An 18,274-nucleotide genomic window follows, 5' to 3' on the forward strand; every position below is an offset into this window, starting at 1 on the left:
GATGGTACCGGCGCGCGCCTTCAACTCGCGCGCGCGGGTACCTTGAGCATTTCGCGCCCTTGCGCGATCAGGCGCGTCCGACCCACCATCGCCTCGGCCTTGGCAAAGAGCGCGCGGGCCGTTTCCGGATCGCGACCGCTGGCGGCCAGGCTGAAGCCGAGCGCCTGCGTCGCCTCGGGGCTCGCGCGCTGGAGCAGGTAGGCCCGGCGCGCGGTGGCACTTGCGGCGTCATCCCGGCCAAGCCCCGCCTCGACGAGCGCGAGATCGGAAAGGACCTGGACGTCGCGCGCGCCGCCGTTGTCGCACAGCCAGCCGAGAATGGCCTGTGCGCGGATATAGTCCCCGTCCTCGATCGCGAGCCCGGCCGCCGCGCGCAAGGCCTCGCGATTGCGCGGGTTCTGCGCAAGGAAGCCTTCCACCAACTGGCGCGCGCCGCGTCGGTCCCCGGCCATGACGAAGGCCGCGTAACGGCGCAGGAACAGGCTCGCGGGCATGCGGATCGCGGCGGCTTCGCCATAGCGCACCTGCGCCGCGACCGCATTGCCCAACGCCAGTTGCACGTCGCCCGCCTGCGCCAGTGCATCGTACGAGCCCGGATTTGCGTGGCGGGCCGTCTCCGCCGCTGCCTCGGCCGCGCGTCCCTGCCCTTGCGCCAGGAGGCGCCCGATCGCGCCTTGCCGTCCCACGACGTGCAGCGTGGCCCGACGCGGACGGGCTGCCGCATCGAGCAGCGCTCCCGCCCTGTCGCGCTCGCCCAGCGCTTCGTAGGCGCGCGCGACCGTAGTCAGCATATAAGGCGAAGCATCGCCACGCGCGATATCCTCGGCGAAGCGCAGCGTGGCATAGCGGTACTGGCCCGAAAGATAGATCGTGCGCACCAGCAGATCCTTGGTGCGCGCGCTCTCGGGGCGCGTGCGCAGAACGGTTTCAAACGCCTCGCCCGCCGTTTGCGGATTGCCCAAGGCCAGTTCGGCAATGCCGCGCAACTGCACCGCGGCGGGATAACCTTCGAGCGCACCCTTGGTCCGAGCCAGAAGGCTGCGCACCAGGTCGAAGTTGCCCGCGCGCGCCGCGATCACAGCCTGGAGATAATAGGCCTGCGGATTGCCGGGGGCGAGTTCGAGCACGCGCCGCGTGAGCGTCACCGTCTGGCGCGAACGTCCCAGATCTCCCAGTGTTGCGGCGTAGTCGAGGAGTACCGAAACGTCGTCGCGATCGAGCATGATCGCCTTCTCGAACCAGGCCAGCGCCCCGACGAGGCCATAACGGTCGCGCACCAATTGCCCCATGAACTGGAGCGCGCGCACGTTCTGGGGATCGAGCTCAATCGCACGGCGCGCCGCTGCGATCGCGAGCCCGTGCTGCCCGCCAGCATAGCGCCAGCGCCCGATCTCGACCCACAAAGCGGGATCATCGGGCGTGATGCGCAGCGCCTCGTCGAACGCCGTTCCCGCCGCCTCAGGGTTGCCGTCCAAACGCTCTAGCCGCGCAAGAGCACGCCAGCCCGACGCGGAACTGTCGGGTGAAAATCGTCCCGAAGCCAGCCAGCGCCGCGCACCGGCGCGATCGCCCTGGTCAAGATAGGCCTCGCCCATCCACGCGGCCACGTCGCTTTGCGCAGCACCGGCGGCGAGCGCGGCGCGCAGCTTCATTTCGGCCGCGATCCCATCGCCCGAGGCCAGTGCGCGGCGAGCGGCCTCGACCAGCGCCGACGCGCCTTGCGGCTTGTCCTGCGCGACAGCCTCAGTCGAAATCGCGATCCCGTCCGCGACCATGCCGAGCGCCAGCCCGGCGATCAGCGGGGCCGTCCACCAGCGCCCCGTGCCCCTCCCGATCCGCTTGCCCGATGGCTGGGGATCAGGTTTGCAGGTCATACTGCTTGAGCAGGTCATAAAGCGTCGGCCGGCTGATCCCGAGCATCTTGGCCGTGCTCGAGATATTGCCCTCGCTGCGCGCCAGCGCGTGACGGATCACCTTGCGATCGGCCTGTTCACGTGCGGTCTTGAGGTTGAGCGCGTTGACGACCTGCTCGTCGGGATCGGCGAGATCGAGGTCGGCGGCCGAAACCAGCTTTTCGTCGGCCATGATCACCGCGCGTTTCACCCGGTTTTCGAGTTCACGCACGTTACCCGGCCACGACCAGGCATCGATCGCGGCGAGCGCGTCACTGGCAAAGCCGCGCACGCGCGGGTTCATCTCGGAGGCGTAACGGCCAAGGAAGGTCTTGGCGAGCAGCGTCGCATCGCCCGGCCGGTCGGCGAGGCTGGGGATACGCACGACGATCTCGGCGAGACGGTAATAGAGGTCCTCGCGGAAACGCCCATCGCCGATCATCGCCTCGAGGTCCTGATGCGTGGCGCACACGATCCGCGTGCCGACCGGGATCGACTCGCGCGAGCCGACGCGTTCGATCACGCGTTCCTGCAGGAAGCGCAGCAGCTTGACCTGGAGCTGGAGCGGGATGTCGCCCACCTCGTCGAGGAACAACGTGCCGCCGGCAGCCTGTTCGATCTTTCCCGGCGTCGTCTTGACCGCACCGGTGAAAGCGCCCTTCTCGTGCCCGAACAGCTCGCTCTCGAGCAGGTTTTCCGGGATCGCGGCGCAGTTGATCGCAACGAATTCGCCCTTGGCCCGGTCGCTCGCCTCGTGGAGCCCCCGCGCCAGGAGTTCCTTGCCGGTACCGCTCGCGCCCAGCAGCATGACCGAGACATTGGTGTTGGCCACGCGCTCGATGGTGCGCGCGACCTTGAGCATCTCGGGCGCGGCGGTGATCATCCGCCCCAGCACCCGCTCCTCCTTGGCGATCTTGGAGGCGAGACGGCGGTTCTCCTCCTCGAGCCGGTGGAGCTGCAGCGCACGGCGCACGATGAGACCCAGGGCGTCGATGTCGACCGGCTTCTGGTAGAAATCGTAGGCGCCGCGCGCGATCGCGGTGAGCGCGCTCTCACGCGCGCCGTGGCCGCTGGCGACGATCACCTTGGTGTCGGGTTTGAGCGCCATGATCTCGTCGAGCACGGCAAACCCCTCGCTCGTGCCGTCGGGATCGGGCGGAAGGCCGAGATCGAGCGTGACGACGTCGGGCGTTTCGAGGCGCAGTGCGGCGATCGCCGAGGCGCGGTCGCCCGCGACGATCACCTCGAAATCCTCGTAAGCCCACTTGAGCTGCGCCTGAAGTCCCGCATCGTCTTCGACGATCAGGAGCTTGGGCAGTTGCTTTGCGCGGTCATCGGTCATCACGCTACCTTCTGATCGTTCTTCGTGAGGTTCTGGTAAAGGTTGGTCGCCTCGCTCAGGGGAATGCGCACGACGAAGCGCGAGCCGAGCCCCTCGCGCGATTCCACGTCGAGGCGCCCGCGCATCGCGCGCACCAGTTCGCGCGCCTCGAAAGCACCGATCCCGAACCCTCCACTCTTTGTAGACACGAATGGCTTGAACAGGCCGTTGCGTACAAATTCCGCCGACATGCCGCAGCCGGAATCGAGCACCTCGAAGCGGGCATGCAAGCCATCGGGCGCGACCGAAAGGAAGACCGGGCTGTGCGCCTCGCTCGCGTCGATGCCGTTCTGGACGAGGTGGACCAGGACCTGTTCGATCGAGTGGCGATTGGCGGTGATGCAAAGGTCGGGCGATTCGACGAGCACGAACTGCCGGCTTCCCGAAAAGCTGGCTGCGACCGCCGCCAGGATCTCGCGCGTCGAAATGTTCTCCAGCTTCTCGACAGCGCCGGTTCCGTAGCGCCCCAGCCGTGCGATCAGCGCATTCAGCTTTTCGGACGAATTGCGCAAGGTCACCAGCATGTCCGCGCGGAAGGCGGGCTTGTCGGCGTGCAGTTCGGCGTTGCGGGCCAGCAGGCTGAACTGGCTGGCGAGGTTCTTGATGTCGTGCATCACGAAGGCGATGCGGCGGTGGAAGTCGTCGAAGCGGCTCGCCTCCGCGAGCGCCAGCTGGCTGGCGTTCTCCGCAAGGTAGCTCGCCACCTGCTGGCTGATCACGCGCAGGAGGTCGAGGTCCTCCCAGTCGAAGGTGCGCGCCAGTTGCGGGCGCGCGAGCACGACGGTGCCGACCAGCCGCTCGAAATGGATCAGCGGAATGACCGCCCAGCTGCGGGCATCCTCCATGAGCCAGGAGGGCATCTCCAGCTCGGCGGCGGTTCCCCCCTCAACCTGGCGCCGCGTCTCGTCGAGATCCACGATGTAGCCGGTCCGCTCGAACATGGCCTGCACCTGCAACGACATCGCGATGGCCGGAACCTCGACTTCGGGCCAGTTCCAGCGCGCGGCCAGCGTAAGCTCCCCGTGCTCGCCCGGAGCCAGCAGCAGGCCGCCCGGGCTCTCGAACAAGTCGGCTACCGATTTCACCACGCGTTCGCCAAGCGGCGAGGCGTTGGTGCCGCCGCTGCCGATGGTGCGGGTGAAGCGCAGCCACTCCTCGCGGTAGTCGTAGCGGTGCTGGAAGAAGTGCTTGGCAAGCGTGACCTTGAGCCAGCTGCGCAGCCGCCGCGAGGGCAGCACGACCAGCGCAATCGCGCTCGCCAGCGTCAGGAAGGCAAGTTCGATCAGCCGCGCGAAATTGCCGCCCGCATAGGCCAGCCACTGCGCCACCGCGACCATGCCGACGAGATAGGCCCCGATCACCAGCAGCGAAAACGTCTGGAAGGTCACCGCGCGCGAGGGTCGGATACGCAATTCGTCGCGGTTGGCCGAGACGGAAAGGCCAATGAACAGCGCCAGCGTGAGCGTCGCCAGCCCGCGCAACGCGGCGATCTCGCTCGGCCAGGCGCTCGCGAGATAGGAGATCGTGTAAAGGTTGAGATCGAAGGCCCACAGCACCGCGAGCCCGATCGTCGGCCAGCGCAAGGCCGGACGCGCCTCGTGCGAGCAGCCTGCGTAGAGATTGTGGACCAGCACCAGCCCGCCCACCGTCACCAGCAGGCGGAACATGACATTGAACTCAAAGGCGACGCGCTTGGCCGCGTCGGGCAAAGGCATGCTCATGAGCCCGTAGTCGATGCCGAGATGGAAAACCTCGACAAAGCACAAGGCCGCGATGACCGGCCGAATCGGCGCAAGCGAGGTGTCGCGCCCGTCGCCGCCGAACAGCCGGAAGACGACGTAAAGCCAGCCCAGATTGCGCGCGGTTTCGAACAGCGAGGGTACGAAACCCGCGATCGCGCCGGCCGCCGCCGCCGCCAGCGCAATGCTCCACAGCGACGTCAACGCCAGCGCCAGCAGCACCGCCGGTCCCGCCCCGGCGAGGCGCTGGCGGCGCGGCCAGAGCGAAATCGCCACCGCCGCCGTCGCGATCGCTCCGGTGAGGTCGAGCCCGACGCCGATGGTGGCCCAGATATCGGGAGCACCCGTAGCGATCATCGTGCGCCCTCGCTCCACAGGATCACCCGCAGCGTCTGCAACAGGATCAGCAGGTCGAGGAACGGCGTGTAGTTCTTGGCGTAGTAGAGGTCGTACTCGAGCTTGTTGCGCGAATCCTCGACCGAGGCGCCATAGGGATAGTTGATCTGGGCCCAGCCGGTAATGCCCGGCTTCACCATGTGCCGCTCGGCGTAGAAGGGCAGATGCTCCTCGAGATCGGCAACGAATTCGGGGCGTTCGGGACGCGGGCCGACGAAGCTCATCTCGCCTTTCAGCACCGTCCAGACCTGGGGAAGTTCGTCGATGCGCACCTTGCGGATGAAACGGCCGATGCGGGTGATGCGCGGATCGTCCTGGGTCGCCCATTGTGCGCCGGCGCTTTCGGCATCGGTGCGCATCGAGCGCAACTTTACGACGTTGAAGGGCACGCCGAACAGCCCCACGCGCGACTGCCGGTAGAAGGCGGGCCCCTTGCTGTCGAGCTTCACGAGGACCGCGAAAAGCACAACCACCGGCCCCGTCACCACCAGCACGAGAAGGCTCGCAAGAATGTCGAACACGCGCTTGACCGCGCTCGACACCGCCCGTCCCGAGGAAAAGCCGTCCGAGAAGATCAGCCAGCTCGGGTTGACGGTGTCGAGGTCGATCCGACCGGTCTCGCGCTCGACGAGGCTGGAGAAGTCATTGACGTGTACCCCGGCGGTCTTGATCCGCAGCAAGTCCTTGAGCGGCAGCGCGTTGCGCCGCTCCTGCAAGGCCAGCACGACTTCGCTGACCCCGCGTTCCTCGACGAAATTGGTCAGGTTCTCGATCTGCCCACGCGGCGTCGCGTTGGCGACGAGCGCGGTGGCTTCGCCCATGTGCACGAAACCGGCCACGGCGAAGCCGCTCTCGGGACGTTCGGACAGCTTCTGGATGCGCAGTGCCCGCTCCCCGCTGCCCAGCACCAGGATCCTGCGCCGGAAGGCCGCCGCCCCGAACACCGCCTTGAAGACGAGCCGGTTGGCCATGAGCAGAACGATCGCCGTCACCATCGAATAGGCCAGCGTCGAACGCCAGAACTGGTCGCTGGCGACAATGAAATCGAGAAAGGCCAGCGCGATCACGCCCAGCGATACGGCCACCAGCAAACGTGCCGCGGCAAAGCGCATCGACCGCAGTGCCTCGGAGCCATAGACACCGATCGCGGTCATCGCGAGCAACATCGTCACCGCGAAGGCGCCGTGCGAAACGACGCGGTCGACAAGACTCCCCGGCTCCATGCCGATCTGTCCGATCCTCAGACGCCAGGCAACCTCGCTCGCGAGCCCCAGCAAGAGGAAATCGACTGCACACAGCAGGATCACCGCGTAGGAGATGTAGTGTTTGAACAGACGAACCATCGTCCTCGCTCGCCTTCCCGTGCAGCCTCGTTAACGCTTTCCCCCGCAGCTTACTGCAAAGGCGTAAACTGTCGGTAAAGCTGACAAAAAGCCTATACCCGCCCTCTCTACAGCCTTGCCTCAAATATACGAATAACGCGACTTTTTTCGAAATCAGGACAGACCATGTCGGATGAGTTTACACCTTACACCATCGATCCGCGTTAGCCTGTGAACACCTTCACGGGCACCTGAATTAACAATTTGTAAGGCACGCCTGAAAACCATGGAATCACGAGTTCGCAGCTAGAAGCACGCCCCATGGCTGGAATTCGCAACCGACGCAGGTCATCGGGCAAGCTTTCGCTGCAATCGATGTCCATTCATTTCGCCGCGGTGACCCTCGTCGCCACGGGACTCCTCGCGCTGTTCGCCGGCGGCGAATCGACAAAAGCAACCGCCGCGCAGGCCGTGGCCGCCGGCCCTACCGAAGATGCCATCAGCAAGGCCGCGCACGGCCAGGGAACGAATGCGATCGTCATTCGCCCAGGCACGCGCAGCGAAGGCAGCTTCGGCCCCGACGGCGCACCTCCGGAATCGACCGGCTCGCTGGCCTACGCCAGCGGCCAGGAGCTCGGCTACGAGCCCGGCCAGGACAATCCTTTCGCCCAACCCCCGGTCACTCCGCCGGTTGCCCTACCCGCCACCCTGCCCCCGGGCATGACGCTCGAGGAATGGCTCGCGCGCAACAAGGACCCGGACAAGGACGTGACGCAGATCCAGTTGAGCCCCGCCGAACTCCAGGCCATGGCGGCCTCGCCATCGGCCAGCACGATCAGCCCCGTGGCGCCGCAGCCCTGAGGCGTGCATTGCTCACTTCTTCAGGATATCTAGCGCTGTCAGCGTAAGTGCCTGCGCCCCCGAGGCGATTACCTTGTCCGCTTCGGGAGCCCAACTTGCGCTGTGCAGCGATGGCAGCGGCGTGCCATTCGCCTTGGCCTCGGCCATCGCCTTGGCGGGCACGCCACCGACCCAGAAGATGATCGAGCGGATCGCATCCGGATCGGCCAGGCGGTATTCGCCGAAATCCTCGCCGCCCATGACCGAAGGCAAGACGCCGGCCCATCTGTCGCCCAGCGCACCTTGCAAATGGGTCAACTCCTTCTCGGTGAAATCGGGCGTGTTCCAGGTCGCCCGGGTATAGAGTTCCTTCACCCCCACCACCGGAAGGTCCGGCTCGGCAACGCCCGATGCAAGGGCTTCTCCGCGTGCGATGCGGGAAATGCCTTCGAGCAGATGCTTGCGCGTTTCGTCCGAATAGCTGCGCACGGTCAATTCGAGCTTCGCCTGGTCGGGAATGATGTTGTGCTTGGTGCCCGCGTGGAACGAGCCCACCGTGACCACGACCGGGTCCTTGGGATCGATTTCCCGACTGGCGAGCGTCTGCAGTCGCATCACGATCGCGCTGCCCAGCACGATGGGGTCGATCGTCGTGTGCGGATAGGCGCCGTGCCCGCCACGCCCCTTCACGAGGATGTCGACGCTGTCGACGTTGGCGAAAGCCCAACCCAGTGCCGCCCCGACCTTGCCCGCCTCGAGCCCGGCCGAATCGTGGAAGGCCAGCGCATAGTCGGGCTTGGGAAAGCGGGTGTAGAGCCCATCGGCCAGCATTGCGCGCGCGCCGACACCCAGTTCCTCGGCTGGCTGGCCGATCATCACCAGCGTGCCCGACCACTGGTCCTTGCGCGCCGCAAGCAGGCGCGCGGTCTCGATCCAGGCGGTCATGTGGGTATCATGGCCACACGCGTGCATCACGCCGCTTTCGACGCCCGCCGTGGAAACGCCCTTCACTTTCGAAGCAAACGGAAGCCCGGTCTGTTCGGTGACCGGCAATCCGTCCATGTCGCTCCGGATCAGGACCGTTGGCCCTTCCCCGTTGCGCAAGACCGCCACGACCCCCGTGCCGCCCACACCCTCTGTGACAGTGAAGCCCGCCTTGCGAGCCGCCCCGGCCATGATCGCGGCCGTCCGCTTCTCCTGCAGGCTGAGTTCGGGGTGCGCATGAAGATCACGGTAGATCTCCATTAACCCCGGCATGTCAGCCGAGATCGTGCGAGCCAGATCGTCCCCGGCCACGGCTTGCGCGTGGGCAGGCCCGGCCAGCGCCAGGGTGGCAAAAAGGGCCGCTCCAATAGCTGGCCCCAGGTGTCGCGATGTTCGAAGTCCCATGCCGGCAAGGCTATGCGAGCGCTGGAAAAAGGCAAGTGCCCGCAAGCCTTGCACGATATCCTGGTGCCCCTGGCCCGACTCGAACGGGCACGCCTTTCGACAAACGATTTTGAGTCGTTCGCGTCTACCATTCCGCCACAGGGGCACGGGATGAGGCGAGACGCTTAGCCGCAGCCTTGACGGCATTCAAGGGGACAAAAACGATTCCGGCCGCTTTCCCACCGACTTCAGAACGACCAGTCCATCCCGATGTGAAGCAGCTTGCGCCGGCCTGCTCCCTTGCTCCCTCCCAGCGCCCCGATCTCGAAGCGCGGACCGCCTTCGAGCGGTACGTCCTGCCAGCGAAGCGACAGCTTGTCCGTTGCGGTCTCCGGCGGCTCGGGCAAAGTGACCCGCTCGGACCGCTCCAGACGACCGTCGCGCGCGTCGCGGCGGGCAAGATCAGCCAGAGCGAAAGGCGCGGCCGTTCCGGCGGCTGCGAAGGACGCCGGGTTCCGGCTCGAAGCGCTCCCTTGCGCCTGAGCATGTCCCCCCTGCGCCAGAACGCCGTAGAGCAATCCAAAGAAGAAAGTGCCGCGCTTTCCCATGGCGGAAACAATACCACAGCCTCGGCTTGGTTCCCGGCACAAATTTGCGCCAAACGACAAAACCCCGCATCGAAGCTCGAAACTTCGATGCGGGGCTCGACTTGTCGCAGCGAATGAACGGCTCGCGCCGAGGCGATCAGTCCTTGATCGCGGTCGCCAGGATCTTGTGCAGGCGCGAGTGGAGCACGTCGTTGCCGGCCAGGATCTGCGAATCGCAGTAGGGAAGCGAACGCCCCTTCCAGTCCGACACGAAGCCGCCAGCCTCGCGCACGAGGAGGCACCCCGCCGCCGTGTCCCACGGCTTGAGATCGGCTTCCCAGAAGCCCTCATAGCGGCCGGCCGCAACCCACGCGAGATCGAGCGCAGCCGAACCGAAGCGGCGAATTCCCGCCACCTGCGGTGCGAGTGCCTGGTAGATGCGCGACCATTCCGCCACGTTGCCGTGCCCTTGGAAGGGCATGCCCGTCGCGATCAGGCTCTCGTCGAGGTGGCGGCGCGAGGAGACGCGCAGGCGCGCATCGTGCAGCCAGGCCCCGCGGCTCTTTTCGGCCCAGAAGCTCTCGTCGGTGACCGGCTGGTAGATGAGACCCGCGGTCACTTCACCCCAACCGCCGTTGATCGACTTGTTGCCGTCGAGGCGCGGTTCCTGCACCGCGATCGAGATCGCGAAATGCGGGATGCCGTGGAGAAAGTTGGTCGTGCCGTCGAGCGGATCGACGATAAAGCGCGGCTTGGTCGGGTCACCCTCGATCGTGCCGCCTTCCTCGAACAGGAAGCCCCAGTCGGGCCGCGCGGCGCGCAGTTCGTCCCAGATGGTGCGCTCGGCCGCACGGTCCGCCTTCGACACGAAATCGGACGGACCCTTGCGCGAGACCTGAAGGTGTTCGACTTCGCCGAAGTCGCGACGAAGACGGCCACCGGCCTTGCGGGCGGCCTTTTCCATGACACGGATGAGACCGGAAATTGCGGCCATAACCTATACTCTGCTCCTGTTGCCGGTTTGCCCCGGCACATCAATAACGTAACGCGCCGGGCGCAACCAGACGGGATTGAACGCCTGGTTCGCCCCGGCGGTTCGGGGGCTCAGCGCCCCTTGCCCCCGGACGGGGCGGCGGGCTTGCCTTCGGGGCGGTAGCCGCACACGACGGCCATCGCCTGCAACACTTCGTTGGGCTTGTCGCGGTGGATCTTGTCCCCGTTCTGCGCGATCAGCCCGTCCATCGACTTGCCGATCGTACCCAGCGAATTGTTGTAGAGGCAGCCCACCAGCGCGCTCTTCACGGGCTCTTCGACGTCCTTGGATTCCAGGGCGGCGATGAGCACGTGCAGATAGAGAACCGCGTTCTGCACGTCTTCCTGCTTGGGCTCGGCCTTGGCCGCGGGGGCCGAGGGAGCCTTGGGCTGTGCGGCGCCGGCCGGTTCGGCGATCAGCGCCAGAACACCGGCAAGCGCCAGGGTACGGGTTACAAAACGCAGTTTCTTCATGATCAGTCCGCCTTACGCACGTAGGCCTTTTCGTAGACATCGACGACAATGCGCGTGCCGCTCTCGATGTGCGGCGGAACCATTACGCGCACGCCGTTGTCGAGAACCGCCGGCTTGTAGCTCGAGGACGCCGTCTGGCCCTTCACGACGGCATCGGCCTCGACGATGGTGGCTTCGACCTGCTCGGGCAACTGCACCGAGATGGGGCGTTCTTCCCACAGTTCGAGCAGAACCTGCATGCCGTCCTGGAGGAAGGCCACCGCATCGCTCAGAAGGTCGGCGGGAAGCTGGATCTGGTCGTAGGTCTCGATGTCCATGAACACGAGCTGGTCGCCCTCGACGTAGAGGAACTGGAAGTCCTTGGTGTCGAGGCGGACCTTCTCGACCGTGTCGGCGCTGCGGAAGCGCACGTTGGTCTTGCGACCATCGATGAGGTTCTTCATCTCGACCTGCATGAACGCACCGCCCTTGCCGGGCTGGGTGTGCTGCGTCTTGGCAACTTTCCAGATGCCTTTTTCGTATTCGAGAATGTTACCGGGACGAATGTCGACGCCGCTGATCTTCATGGGAACCTGCCTTCGATGGGAAAGAGCTGATGGAAACGAGAACACGCCGGGCACGGCGGTCACCCGTTTCACATATCCCGCGCCCCTTAGACGAGCCAGACGGGCATGGCAATTGCCTCGCACCAATGCTAGCGCACGCGGCATGATCCCAGCCGCTCTCTCGCGCCGCCATGGCACCGTGTCGATCGCAGCCCTCGCCCTGGCGCTGGGCGCCATTTCCACTGGCGCGCAGGCCGGGCCGGCGAAAGCCCCTCCCGTTCCCGGAGGCCGGATCGACACGCTGGAACAGGGTGCCTACGCCTGCGAACTGCCCGGCGATGCGGGCGGTCTCGTCGGCGAGCCCGTGCCCGAGTTCAACTTCCGGATCGTCAACGCCTCGAGCTATCTCGCCGGCGGCGTGCGCGGCAGCTACCTGCACACGGGCACCAAGGTCGTCATGACCGGGGGCAAGTTGAAGGGGCTGGAATTCAAGCGCATCAGCAACGGCTTCCTCGAGAAGACGGGAGAAACTGGCGAGGCAGGAGCGATGCGCTGCCTGCTCGCTCGCCGCAAATAGTCGTCCACGCCGCGCAAGGGGGGGAGCCTTTTGCGCGCTGAGCCATTCTTCCTCGCACGGCAAAACTGAGGCGGCCCGCATGCGGCCCACCTCGGGCAGGGGTTTGGTAGACATGAGCGAAACAATCAGGGTCGGCGTCCTCAACGACATGGCGGATCCGCTTGGGCTGGACGAAGCGGCGCCCGAGGAGGCCGACATCGGCTTCTGGCTCGAGCGCGAAACCCGCCGCCTCCATGCCGCGGGACGTCTTCGTGCTCCGGTCGAGATCGTGCACGCCTACGCGCTCGGCCTCCCCACGGGCACCAGCGAGGCAGTCGAGAGAGCCTACCACCAGCTTGTCGACGCGCAGGCCAGCCTCATCGTCGGCCCATTCCTCGCCGACAACGCGATGATCCTCGCTCCCCTTGCCGAAAGCCTGCGCGTGCCCACGCTAATGTGCTCGAACGAGGAGCGGGCCCGCTCGCGCCACGGCTTCCAGTTGCAGTCGGGCAGCCCCGAAGACGAGGCCGCGCTGATGATGCGCCAGCTCGCCCGGCTTGGCTGCACGCGCATCGCCGTCATACACGAGGCATCGCGGCAAGGCGAGCGCATGGTGAAATGCCTGCGGAGCGAGGGGGCGGCTGTCGGCGGCGAACTCATTGCGCGCGTGCCTCTCGAAGCGAGTGCCCTCGCCCCCGAAGACCTCGATGCAGCGCTTGCCACCGCTTTTGCCGAACGTCCGGATGGCTGCATCTTCATCGTACACGGAAAGCCGCCGGCCGAACTGGCGCAAGCGGTCATGCGGGCGGGCTTCACCGGCCCCTGCTTCCTCAATCTTGGCACCACGCCCGAAGAGGGCTGCGAATTGCCGGCGGATTTTGCCGGCTGGTTCCAGGTCGCCCTGACCTCGCCCGGCAACGCGACCCTTGCCCACCTGCTGGCCGAACACCCGATTGCCACGCGCCATCGCGCCGCAATTGCGCGCGCCTACGACCTCGCCCGTCTCGTCGCCGAGGGACTGGCCCGCGCGCCCACGCCCGGCACTTCGGGAGCGCGCCTCGGCCTCGAACAGGTGCGTGCGCTTCCCGCAGCGCAGGGCGAGGACGGCACCCTGCTCGGCTTTGGCGTCCACGATCGCGGCGCGCTTCATGGCGCGTACCTGACGATCCGCAAATGCCCCTGTGAAGCCCCCCCTGCCTGAGGCATACCCCGCGTACCATGACCGACCCCAACGCAGCGCGCGAAGGCACCTTCGCCCACATCCGCAAGAACATTGTCCTCTACGGTGCACTCGCCGCGAACCTGGGCATTGCCGTCGCCAAGTTCGTGGCGGCCGCGATCAGCGGCTCGTCCTCGATGGCAACCGAGGCGATCCACTCTCTCGTCGACAGCGGAAACCAGGTCCTGCTGCTCTACGGCCAGAAGCGTTCAAGCCGCCCACCCGACGCGCAGCATCCCTTCGGCTACGGCCGCGAACTCTATTTCTGGGCGCTGGTCGTCGCGATCCTGATCTTCGCGGTGGGTGCGGGAGCCTCGATCTATGAAGGGATCGTCCACATCGCCGATCCCCACGCCATCGAAGATCCGACACTGAGCTACATCGTCATCGGCATCGCGTTGGTGCTGGAAGGTACCAGCTGGACGATCGCGGTGCGCGAATTCAACGCCGCGCGCGGCACGCAAAGCTGGTGGCAGGCGATCCATCGCAGCAAGGATCCCGCGACCTTCATTGTCGTGTTCGAGGACAGCGCGGCGCTGATCGGCCTGCTGATCGCCGCAACGGGCGTCTGGGCGAGCATCCATTTCGCCGACCCGCGCATCGACGGCGCCGCATCGGTGCTGATTGGCCTCGTCCTCGCCGCCGTCGCGATCCTGCTTGCCCGCGAAGCCAAGGGCCTTCTCATCGGCGAGGCTGCCGACCCCGAACTTACCGCCCGCATCCGCGCCAAGGCGCAGGAGCAGCCGGGCATCACTTGCGTCAACCACGTGCGCACACTGCACAGCGCGCCCAACGCCATCTTCGTGGCGATCAGCGCGGACTTCGACGACGACCTGCCGATGGGCGAGGCCGAGCGTCTGATCGAGGACCTGGAAACACGCATGAAGCAGCTCTCGCCGGCGATTTCATCGATCTACATCCGGCCCGAAAGCCGCGACGAGGCCGTCAGCGACGAGGATTTCGCGCGCGCAACGCAATAGAGCTCAGGAAACCACGCGCATTGCACGCGCGCTCGCGGGCTTGGGCCGCACCGTATCGCGACCCGCATCCTTCGCCCGATAGAGCATCTTGTCCGCGTTCGACATTGCCGAGACATAGGGCCGTGCACCATCGAGATCGATCTCCGCGACGCCCGCGCTGATGGTGATCTGGCGCGGTTCCTCGCCCGCCAGGATCGGCTCCGCCGCCACCGCCTGGCGCAGCCGCTCGGCCATCTCGCAGGCCTCCGCCAGCCCGGTCTCGGGCAACAGGATCGCGAACTCCTCGCCGCCCAGACGCGCGATCACGTCCTCGCGGCGTGCCTGCGCCTCCATCGTTCGTGACAGCGTGACGAGCACCGTATCGCCCGCAAGGTGTCCGAGACTGTCGTTGACGCGCTTGAAATGGTCGACGTCGACCAGAACCACCGAAACTGGCCGTGCATAGCGACGCGAGCGCTGGATCTCGGCCTCCGCCCGAACCGTGAAGGCCCGGCGATTGAGCAGCCCGGTAAGGTAGTCATGGTCGGCCTGGTTGAGCAGGAGGCCGACATAGCCCGAGATCGCCCGGACCATCGGACGAAAGATGAAGCAGGCCTCGACGGCGAGGGTCACCAGCACGATCAACAGGATCCCCCACTGGACCCGGACCATGCGTTGCGAGCGGGCCTCGCTCACCGACTGATGGATCGAAACGACGTCCTCGAGCCCGGACAGGAGCGGCCCGCGCGCGAGGTCCGAGAGGACCTGCAGGTCCTGGCTATCCTCCGCATCGGTCAGCCGTGCAGGAGCAACCTTGCGCGCGGCGATCCGCTCGCCCGCGGCCAGGAAGCGGGTCATCAGGCGGTCGATTTCCGCGTTGCCGTAGTAGACCTCGTAAAGGCGCCGCTCGGCTATGGTTCCCTTGGCGTCGGCAAGCGCGGCCAGTCGCTCATGGGTCTGGCGAAACTGGTTCATCGACGTGATGAGCGGTTCGCGGGCGACCTCCTTGCCGCTGTGCAGGTCATCGGCCAGCCCCCGGATGCGCTGCGAAAGCATCCGCTGGCGTCCGCTCATGTTGATGATCGCGGCCGACCCTTCGTTCGCCTTGAGTGTTTCGGTCAGGACGAGATGCGACACGATGCTGAGCAACGCGATGAGACCAAGGGCAACGACATAACGAAGCGTCATCCCCCTCGGTGTAACTTCCGACATGCTCAAAGCCCCCGCGAATCAAATCGATTGCAGGATATGCCATAGACAAATTAACGCATTGTAATAATACCTATTACCGAGCGCAAAGCCGCCGGATTGCGGATGATCGGCATAGGGATGGACGGGAAGGGTCAACACACGAGACCTGCCCCTCCATCGATGCCTGATGCGCGCGATGCCCTCGCGCGCAACGCGCGATCAGTAGATGCCGCCCTGCTCCTCCGCGAAGTTCTCGCGCGCCCCTTGCGCGGCCTGCGCCGCCGAGGCCTCGCGCGCCTTGCGGGCATTGTCGATCTCCGCGACCAGCGCGTCGCGCCGCTTGGTGAACTCGTCCTCAGCGGTGTACTGGCGCGGTTCGGTGTCGGGCTTGAACGCCTCCCAGATGACCGAGGCCTTGGGTTCGTCGCTCGGTTCCACGCCCATCACCTGCTTGCCGGTGACGCGGTCGATGCGCACCATGCGCACGCCCGGCGGGGCGACGAAGGGCTGCTGGCTCCAGCGCTCGCGCGTCGCCTCGACGACGTCCTTGAAGATCGGCGCGGAAATACGGCCACCCTGCGCCCAGCCCCCCAGCGAACGCGGGCTATCGTAGCCCACGTAGACACCGCCCACGTAGTCCTGGTTGCCCCCCATGAACCACACGTCGGTCGGCCCGTTGGTCGTGCCGGTCTTGCCGAAGAGCGGCAGGTTGAGGCTGCGCAGGCGCACTGCGGTCCCGCGAATGACCACGCCTTCGAGCATGTGGATGGTCTGATAGGCGGTGTCGGCGTTCATCACCTGCTTGCCGCGACGTCCGATGCGCGGCATCGGCTTGCCGTCCCACTCGGCCATGTTGCAGCCATCACAGTTGCGCTTGTCCGACTTCCAGATGACCTTGCCATTGCGGTCCTGCACGTAGTCGATCAGCGACGAGGAAAACTGGACGCCGTTGTTTGCCAGCGCCGAATAGGCGTTCGCCATGCGCGCGACCGTGGTCTCGCCGGCACCGAGCGCGAAGGACAAGTAGGGCTTGTACTCACCGATCCCCATGGTCTTGAAGGTCTTGACCACCTTGCCCATGCCGATGTCGTTGGCGATGCGCACGGTCATGAGGTTGCGCGACTGCTCGAGCCCCCAGCGCATCGTGCGCGAACCCGCGCCGCCCTCGTTGCCGAAGTTGCGGAAGCACTTCTGGCCAAGGTTCGCGCCCTGATAGACGCAGAACGTGCCGTCGAGGACTTGCGTGGCCGGGGTCATGCCGTTGTCGAGGCCTGTCGCGTAGACGAAGGGCTTGATCGTCGAGCCCGGCTGGCGTTCGGCCTGGATCGCGCGGTTGAACGAGCCCAGCCCGGAATCGAAGCCGCCCTGCATCGCCAGGAGGCGTCCCGAATAAGGCTGCTCCATGATCATGCCGCCCGAGACCTCGGGGATCGTGCGTACTGCGAAAGTACCCGAAGACACCGGTTCGGCCGCGACGAAATCACCCACGTTGGCCGCATCGGGTACATTCGTCAGCGTGGCGATATTGCCGTCGGAGAAGCCGATGCGCGCCGCGCCACTCGTGGCATCGAGGATCACCCCGACGCGCCAGTCCTTGTAGTCGATTGTCTTGTTCGAGACGATCAACTGTGTCTGCCAGTTCTCGAGATCGTTGATGTGGGCGATCGGCCCGCTCCAGCCACGCTGGCCGTGGTAGTTGAGCAGTCCCTTGCGCAGCGCCGCGCGCACGGCCTTCTGCAGTTCGGGGTCGAGCGAGGTCCGCACCCACAATCCGCCCGCGTAGACGCTGTTGGGACCGTCCTCGGCCTTTTCTCCATACTTTTCGATCAGGCGACGGCGCACCTCTTCGATGAAGTAGCCGTTGGCTGGATCGTAGTCGGTGCCGCGCTGGGTGACGAGGCCGAGCGGTTCGGCCTTGGCCTGTGCCGCGTCCGATGCCTTGACCCAGCCATTGCGCACCATCTGGTCGAGCACCCAGTTGCGCCGTTCGATCGCCCGATCCTCGTTCTTCTTGCGCCCGTAGACTTCGGGCGCACGCGGCAGGATGGCGAGGAACGCCGACTGGCTGAGGGTCAGCTCATCGACGTCGCGATCGAAATAGGCGCGCGCCGCGGCCTGGACGCCGAACGAGCGACGGCCCAGCGGAATTTCGTTGAGATAGAGCTCGAGGATCTGCTGCTTGGTGAGCACCCGCTCGATGCGGAAGGCCAGCACCATTTCCTTGAGCTTGCGCGTCACCGAGTATTCGTCGCCGATCAGGATGTTCTTGGCTACCTGCTGGGTGATCGTCGAGCCGCCCTTGGCGCGCTGGCCCGACCCGTACTTCGACACGTAGTCGAAGACGGCGCCGATGAAACCGCCGAAGTCGACACCGTTGTGCGACCAGAACGTGCGGTCCTCGGCCGAGAGAAACGCGTTCACCAGCGGACGCGGCAAGTCGACATAGCGCAGCTGGACGCGGCGTTCGCGCGCATAACTGTAGGCGATCTCGCCATCGATGTCGCGCACCATGGTCGGGAGTGGCGGCTGGTAGGCCAGCAGCGAACTGGCATCGGGCATGTCGCGGGTCACCACGACCCACAGTCCGGCAAGCGCCACGAACCCGGCAAGGCACAGATAGCCGAAGCGCCGCAGCCATTTGCTCGAGCGCCACAAAGCGCCGATTCGATGGCCCAGACCATTCCCCGAGCCGCCGCCGCGTCCGCGACGAAGTCTGAAATGGGTATCTTCGGGCATGCCTTCGTACGAACGTTCGTGCGAACCCGGTCCGGTA

The 18,274-nt window shown here is 65.9% G+C and carries 15 protein-coding genes and 1 tRNA gene; 4 read left to right on the top strand and 12 right to left on the bottom strand.

Annotation, left to right across the window (positions count from 1 at the left end; all coding sequences use genetic code 11):
* Positions 1 to 20: 20 nt before the first annotated feature.
* Genes HT136_RS12060 through HT136_RS12075 form a run of 4 tightly spaced genes read right to left on the bottom strand, consistent with a single transcriptional unit; the run spans position 21 to position 6,751 of the window.
* Positions 21 to 1,874: a tetratricopeptide repeat protein gene (locus HT136_RS12060; protein ID WP_246543642.1), complete on the bottom strand. Its 1,854-nt coding sequence runs from the start codon at positions 1,872 to 1,874 to the stop codon at positions 21 to 23.
* Positions 1,858 to 3,234: a PEP-CTERM-box response regulator transcription factor gene (gene prsR / locus HT136_RS12065; protein ID WP_214200013.1), complete on the bottom strand. Its 1,377-nt coding sequence runs from the start codon at positions 3,232 to 3,234 to the stop codon at positions 1,858 to 1,860. The genes HT136_RS12060 and prsR overlap by 17 nt, the downstream gene beginning before the upstream one ends.
* Positions 3,234 to 5,369, bottom strand: a complete 2,136-nt coding sequence (prsK, locus tag HT136_RS12070) for an XrtA/PEP-CTERM system histidine kinase PrsK (protein ID WP_214200014.1) — start codon at positions 5,367 to 5,369, stop codon at positions 3,234 to 3,236. The genes prsR and prsK overlap by 1 nt, the downstream gene beginning before the upstream one ends.
* Positions 5,366 to 6,751 (bottom strand): TIGR03013 family XrtA/PEP-CTERM system glycosyltransferase, encoded by a 1,386-nt coding sequence (locus tag HT136_RS12075; protein ID WP_214200015.1) that lies wholly within the window; start codon positions 6,749 to 6,751, stop codon positions 5,366 to 5,368. Before HT136_RS12075 ends, prsK begins: the two co-directional genes overlap by 4 nt.
* Before the next feature lie 300 nt (positions 6,752 to 7,051).
* Between HT136_RS12075 and HT136_RS12080 the strand changes: the two genes are divergently transcribed.
* The gene (locus HT136_RS12080) at positions 7,052 to 7,591 is read left to right on the top strand and encodes a hypothetical protein (protein ID WP_214200016.1); all 540 of its coding nucleotides are present in this window, start codon (positions 7,052 to 7,054) and stop codon (positions 7,589 to 7,591) included.
* 12 nt (positions 7,592 to 7,603) lie between these two features.
* On the opposite strand, the gene HT136_RS12085 is transcribed toward HT136_RS12080, so the two are convergent.
* The 6 genes from HT136_RS12085 to efp form a co-directional block, all read right to left on the bottom strand.
* Positions 7,604 to 8,959 carry an amidohydrolase gene (locus HT136_RS12085; protein WP_214200017.1) on the bottom strand — a complete coding sequence of 452 codons (1,356 nt, stop codon included), beginning with the start codon at positions 8,957 to 8,959 and terminating at the stop codon, positions 7,604 to 7,606.
* 61 nt (positions 8,960 to 9,020) lie between these two features.
* Positions 9,021 to 9,104 (bottom strand) — tRNA-Leu (locus HT136_RS12090).
* An 82-nt stretch (positions 9,105 to 9,186) separates the two neighbouring features.
* Positions 9,187 to 9,546 (bottom strand): hypothetical protein, encoded by a 360-nt coding sequence (locus tag HT136_RS12095; protein WP_214200018.1) that lies wholly within the window; start codon positions 9,544 to 9,546, stop codon positions 9,187 to 9,189.
* 136 nt (positions 9,547 to 9,682) lie between these two features.
* A complete protein-coding gene (locus HT136_RS12100) occupies positions 9,683 to 10,519 on the bottom strand; it encodes an inositol monophosphatase family protein (RefSeq protein ID WP_214200019.1) in 837 nt (278 codons plus the stop codon).
* A 110-nt stretch (positions 10,520 to 10,629) separates the two neighbouring features.
* The gene (locus tag HT136_RS12105; protein ID WP_214200020.1) at positions 10,630 to 11,031 is read right to left on the bottom strand and encodes a hypothetical protein; all 402 of its coding nucleotides are present in this window, start codon (positions 11,029 to 11,031) and stop codon (positions 10,630 to 10,632) included.
* Positions 11,032 to 11,033: 2 nt separating this feature from the next.
* Positions 11,034 to 11,597 carry an elongation factor P gene (efp, locus tag HT136_RS12110; RefSeq protein ID WP_214200021.1) on the bottom strand — a complete coding sequence of 188 codons (564 nt, stop codon included), beginning with the start codon at positions 11,595 to 11,597 and terminating at the stop codon, positions 11,034 to 11,036.
* Between the two features lie 142 nt (positions 11,598 to 11,739).
* On the opposite strand from efp, the gene HT136_RS12115 reads away from it, so the two are divergent.
* The 3 genes from HT136_RS12115 to HT136_RS12125 all read left to right on the top strand — a co-directional run bounded on the left by HT136_RS12115 (position 11,740) and on the right by HT136_RS12125 (position 14,331).
* Positions 11,740 to 12,153: a hypothetical protein gene (locus HT136_RS12115; protein ID WP_246543643.1), complete on the top strand. Its 414-nt coding sequence runs from the start codon at positions 11,740 to 11,742 to the stop codon at positions 12,151 to 12,153.
* Positions 12,154 to 12,265: 112 nt separating this feature from the next.
* The gene (locus HT136_RS12120; RefSeq protein WP_214200022.1) at positions 12,266 to 13,333 is read left to right on the top strand and encodes an ABC transporter substrate-binding protein; all 1,068 of its coding nucleotides are present in this window, start codon (positions 12,266 to 12,268) and stop codon (positions 13,331 to 13,333) included.
* Between the two features lie 17 nt (positions 13,334 to 13,350).
* Positions 13,351 to 14,331, top strand: coding sequence for a cation diffusion facilitator family transporter (locus tag HT136_RS12125; protein WP_214200023.1), 981 nt, complete (start codon positions 13,351 to 13,353; stop codon positions 14,329 to 14,331).
* A gap of 3 nt (positions 14,332 to 14,334) precedes the next feature.
* On the opposite strand, the gene HT136_RS12130 is transcribed toward HT136_RS12125, so the two are convergent.
* Both HT136_RS12130 and HT136_RS12135 read right to left on the bottom strand, forming a co-directional pair.
* Positions 14,335 to 15,498, bottom strand: a complete 1,164-nt coding sequence (locus HT136_RS12130) for a GGDEF domain-containing protein (RefSeq protein ID WP_214200024.1) — start codon at positions 15,496 to 15,498, stop codon at positions 14,335 to 14,337.
* A gap of 222 nt (positions 15,499 to 15,720) precedes the next feature.
* Positions 15,721 to 18,237 (bottom strand): penicillin-binding protein 1A, encoded by a 2,517-nt coding sequence (locus HT136_RS12135; RefSeq protein WP_214200098.1) that lies wholly within the window; start codon positions 18,235 to 18,237, stop codon positions 15,721 to 15,723.
* Positions 18,238 to 18,274: the final 37 nt, after the last annotated feature.

This window comes from Novosphingobium profundi (genome assembly GCF_018491765.1).
Lineage (GTDB): Bacteria > Pseudomonadota > Alphaproteobacteria > Sphingomonadales > Sphingomonadaceae > Novosphingobium > Novosphingobium profundi.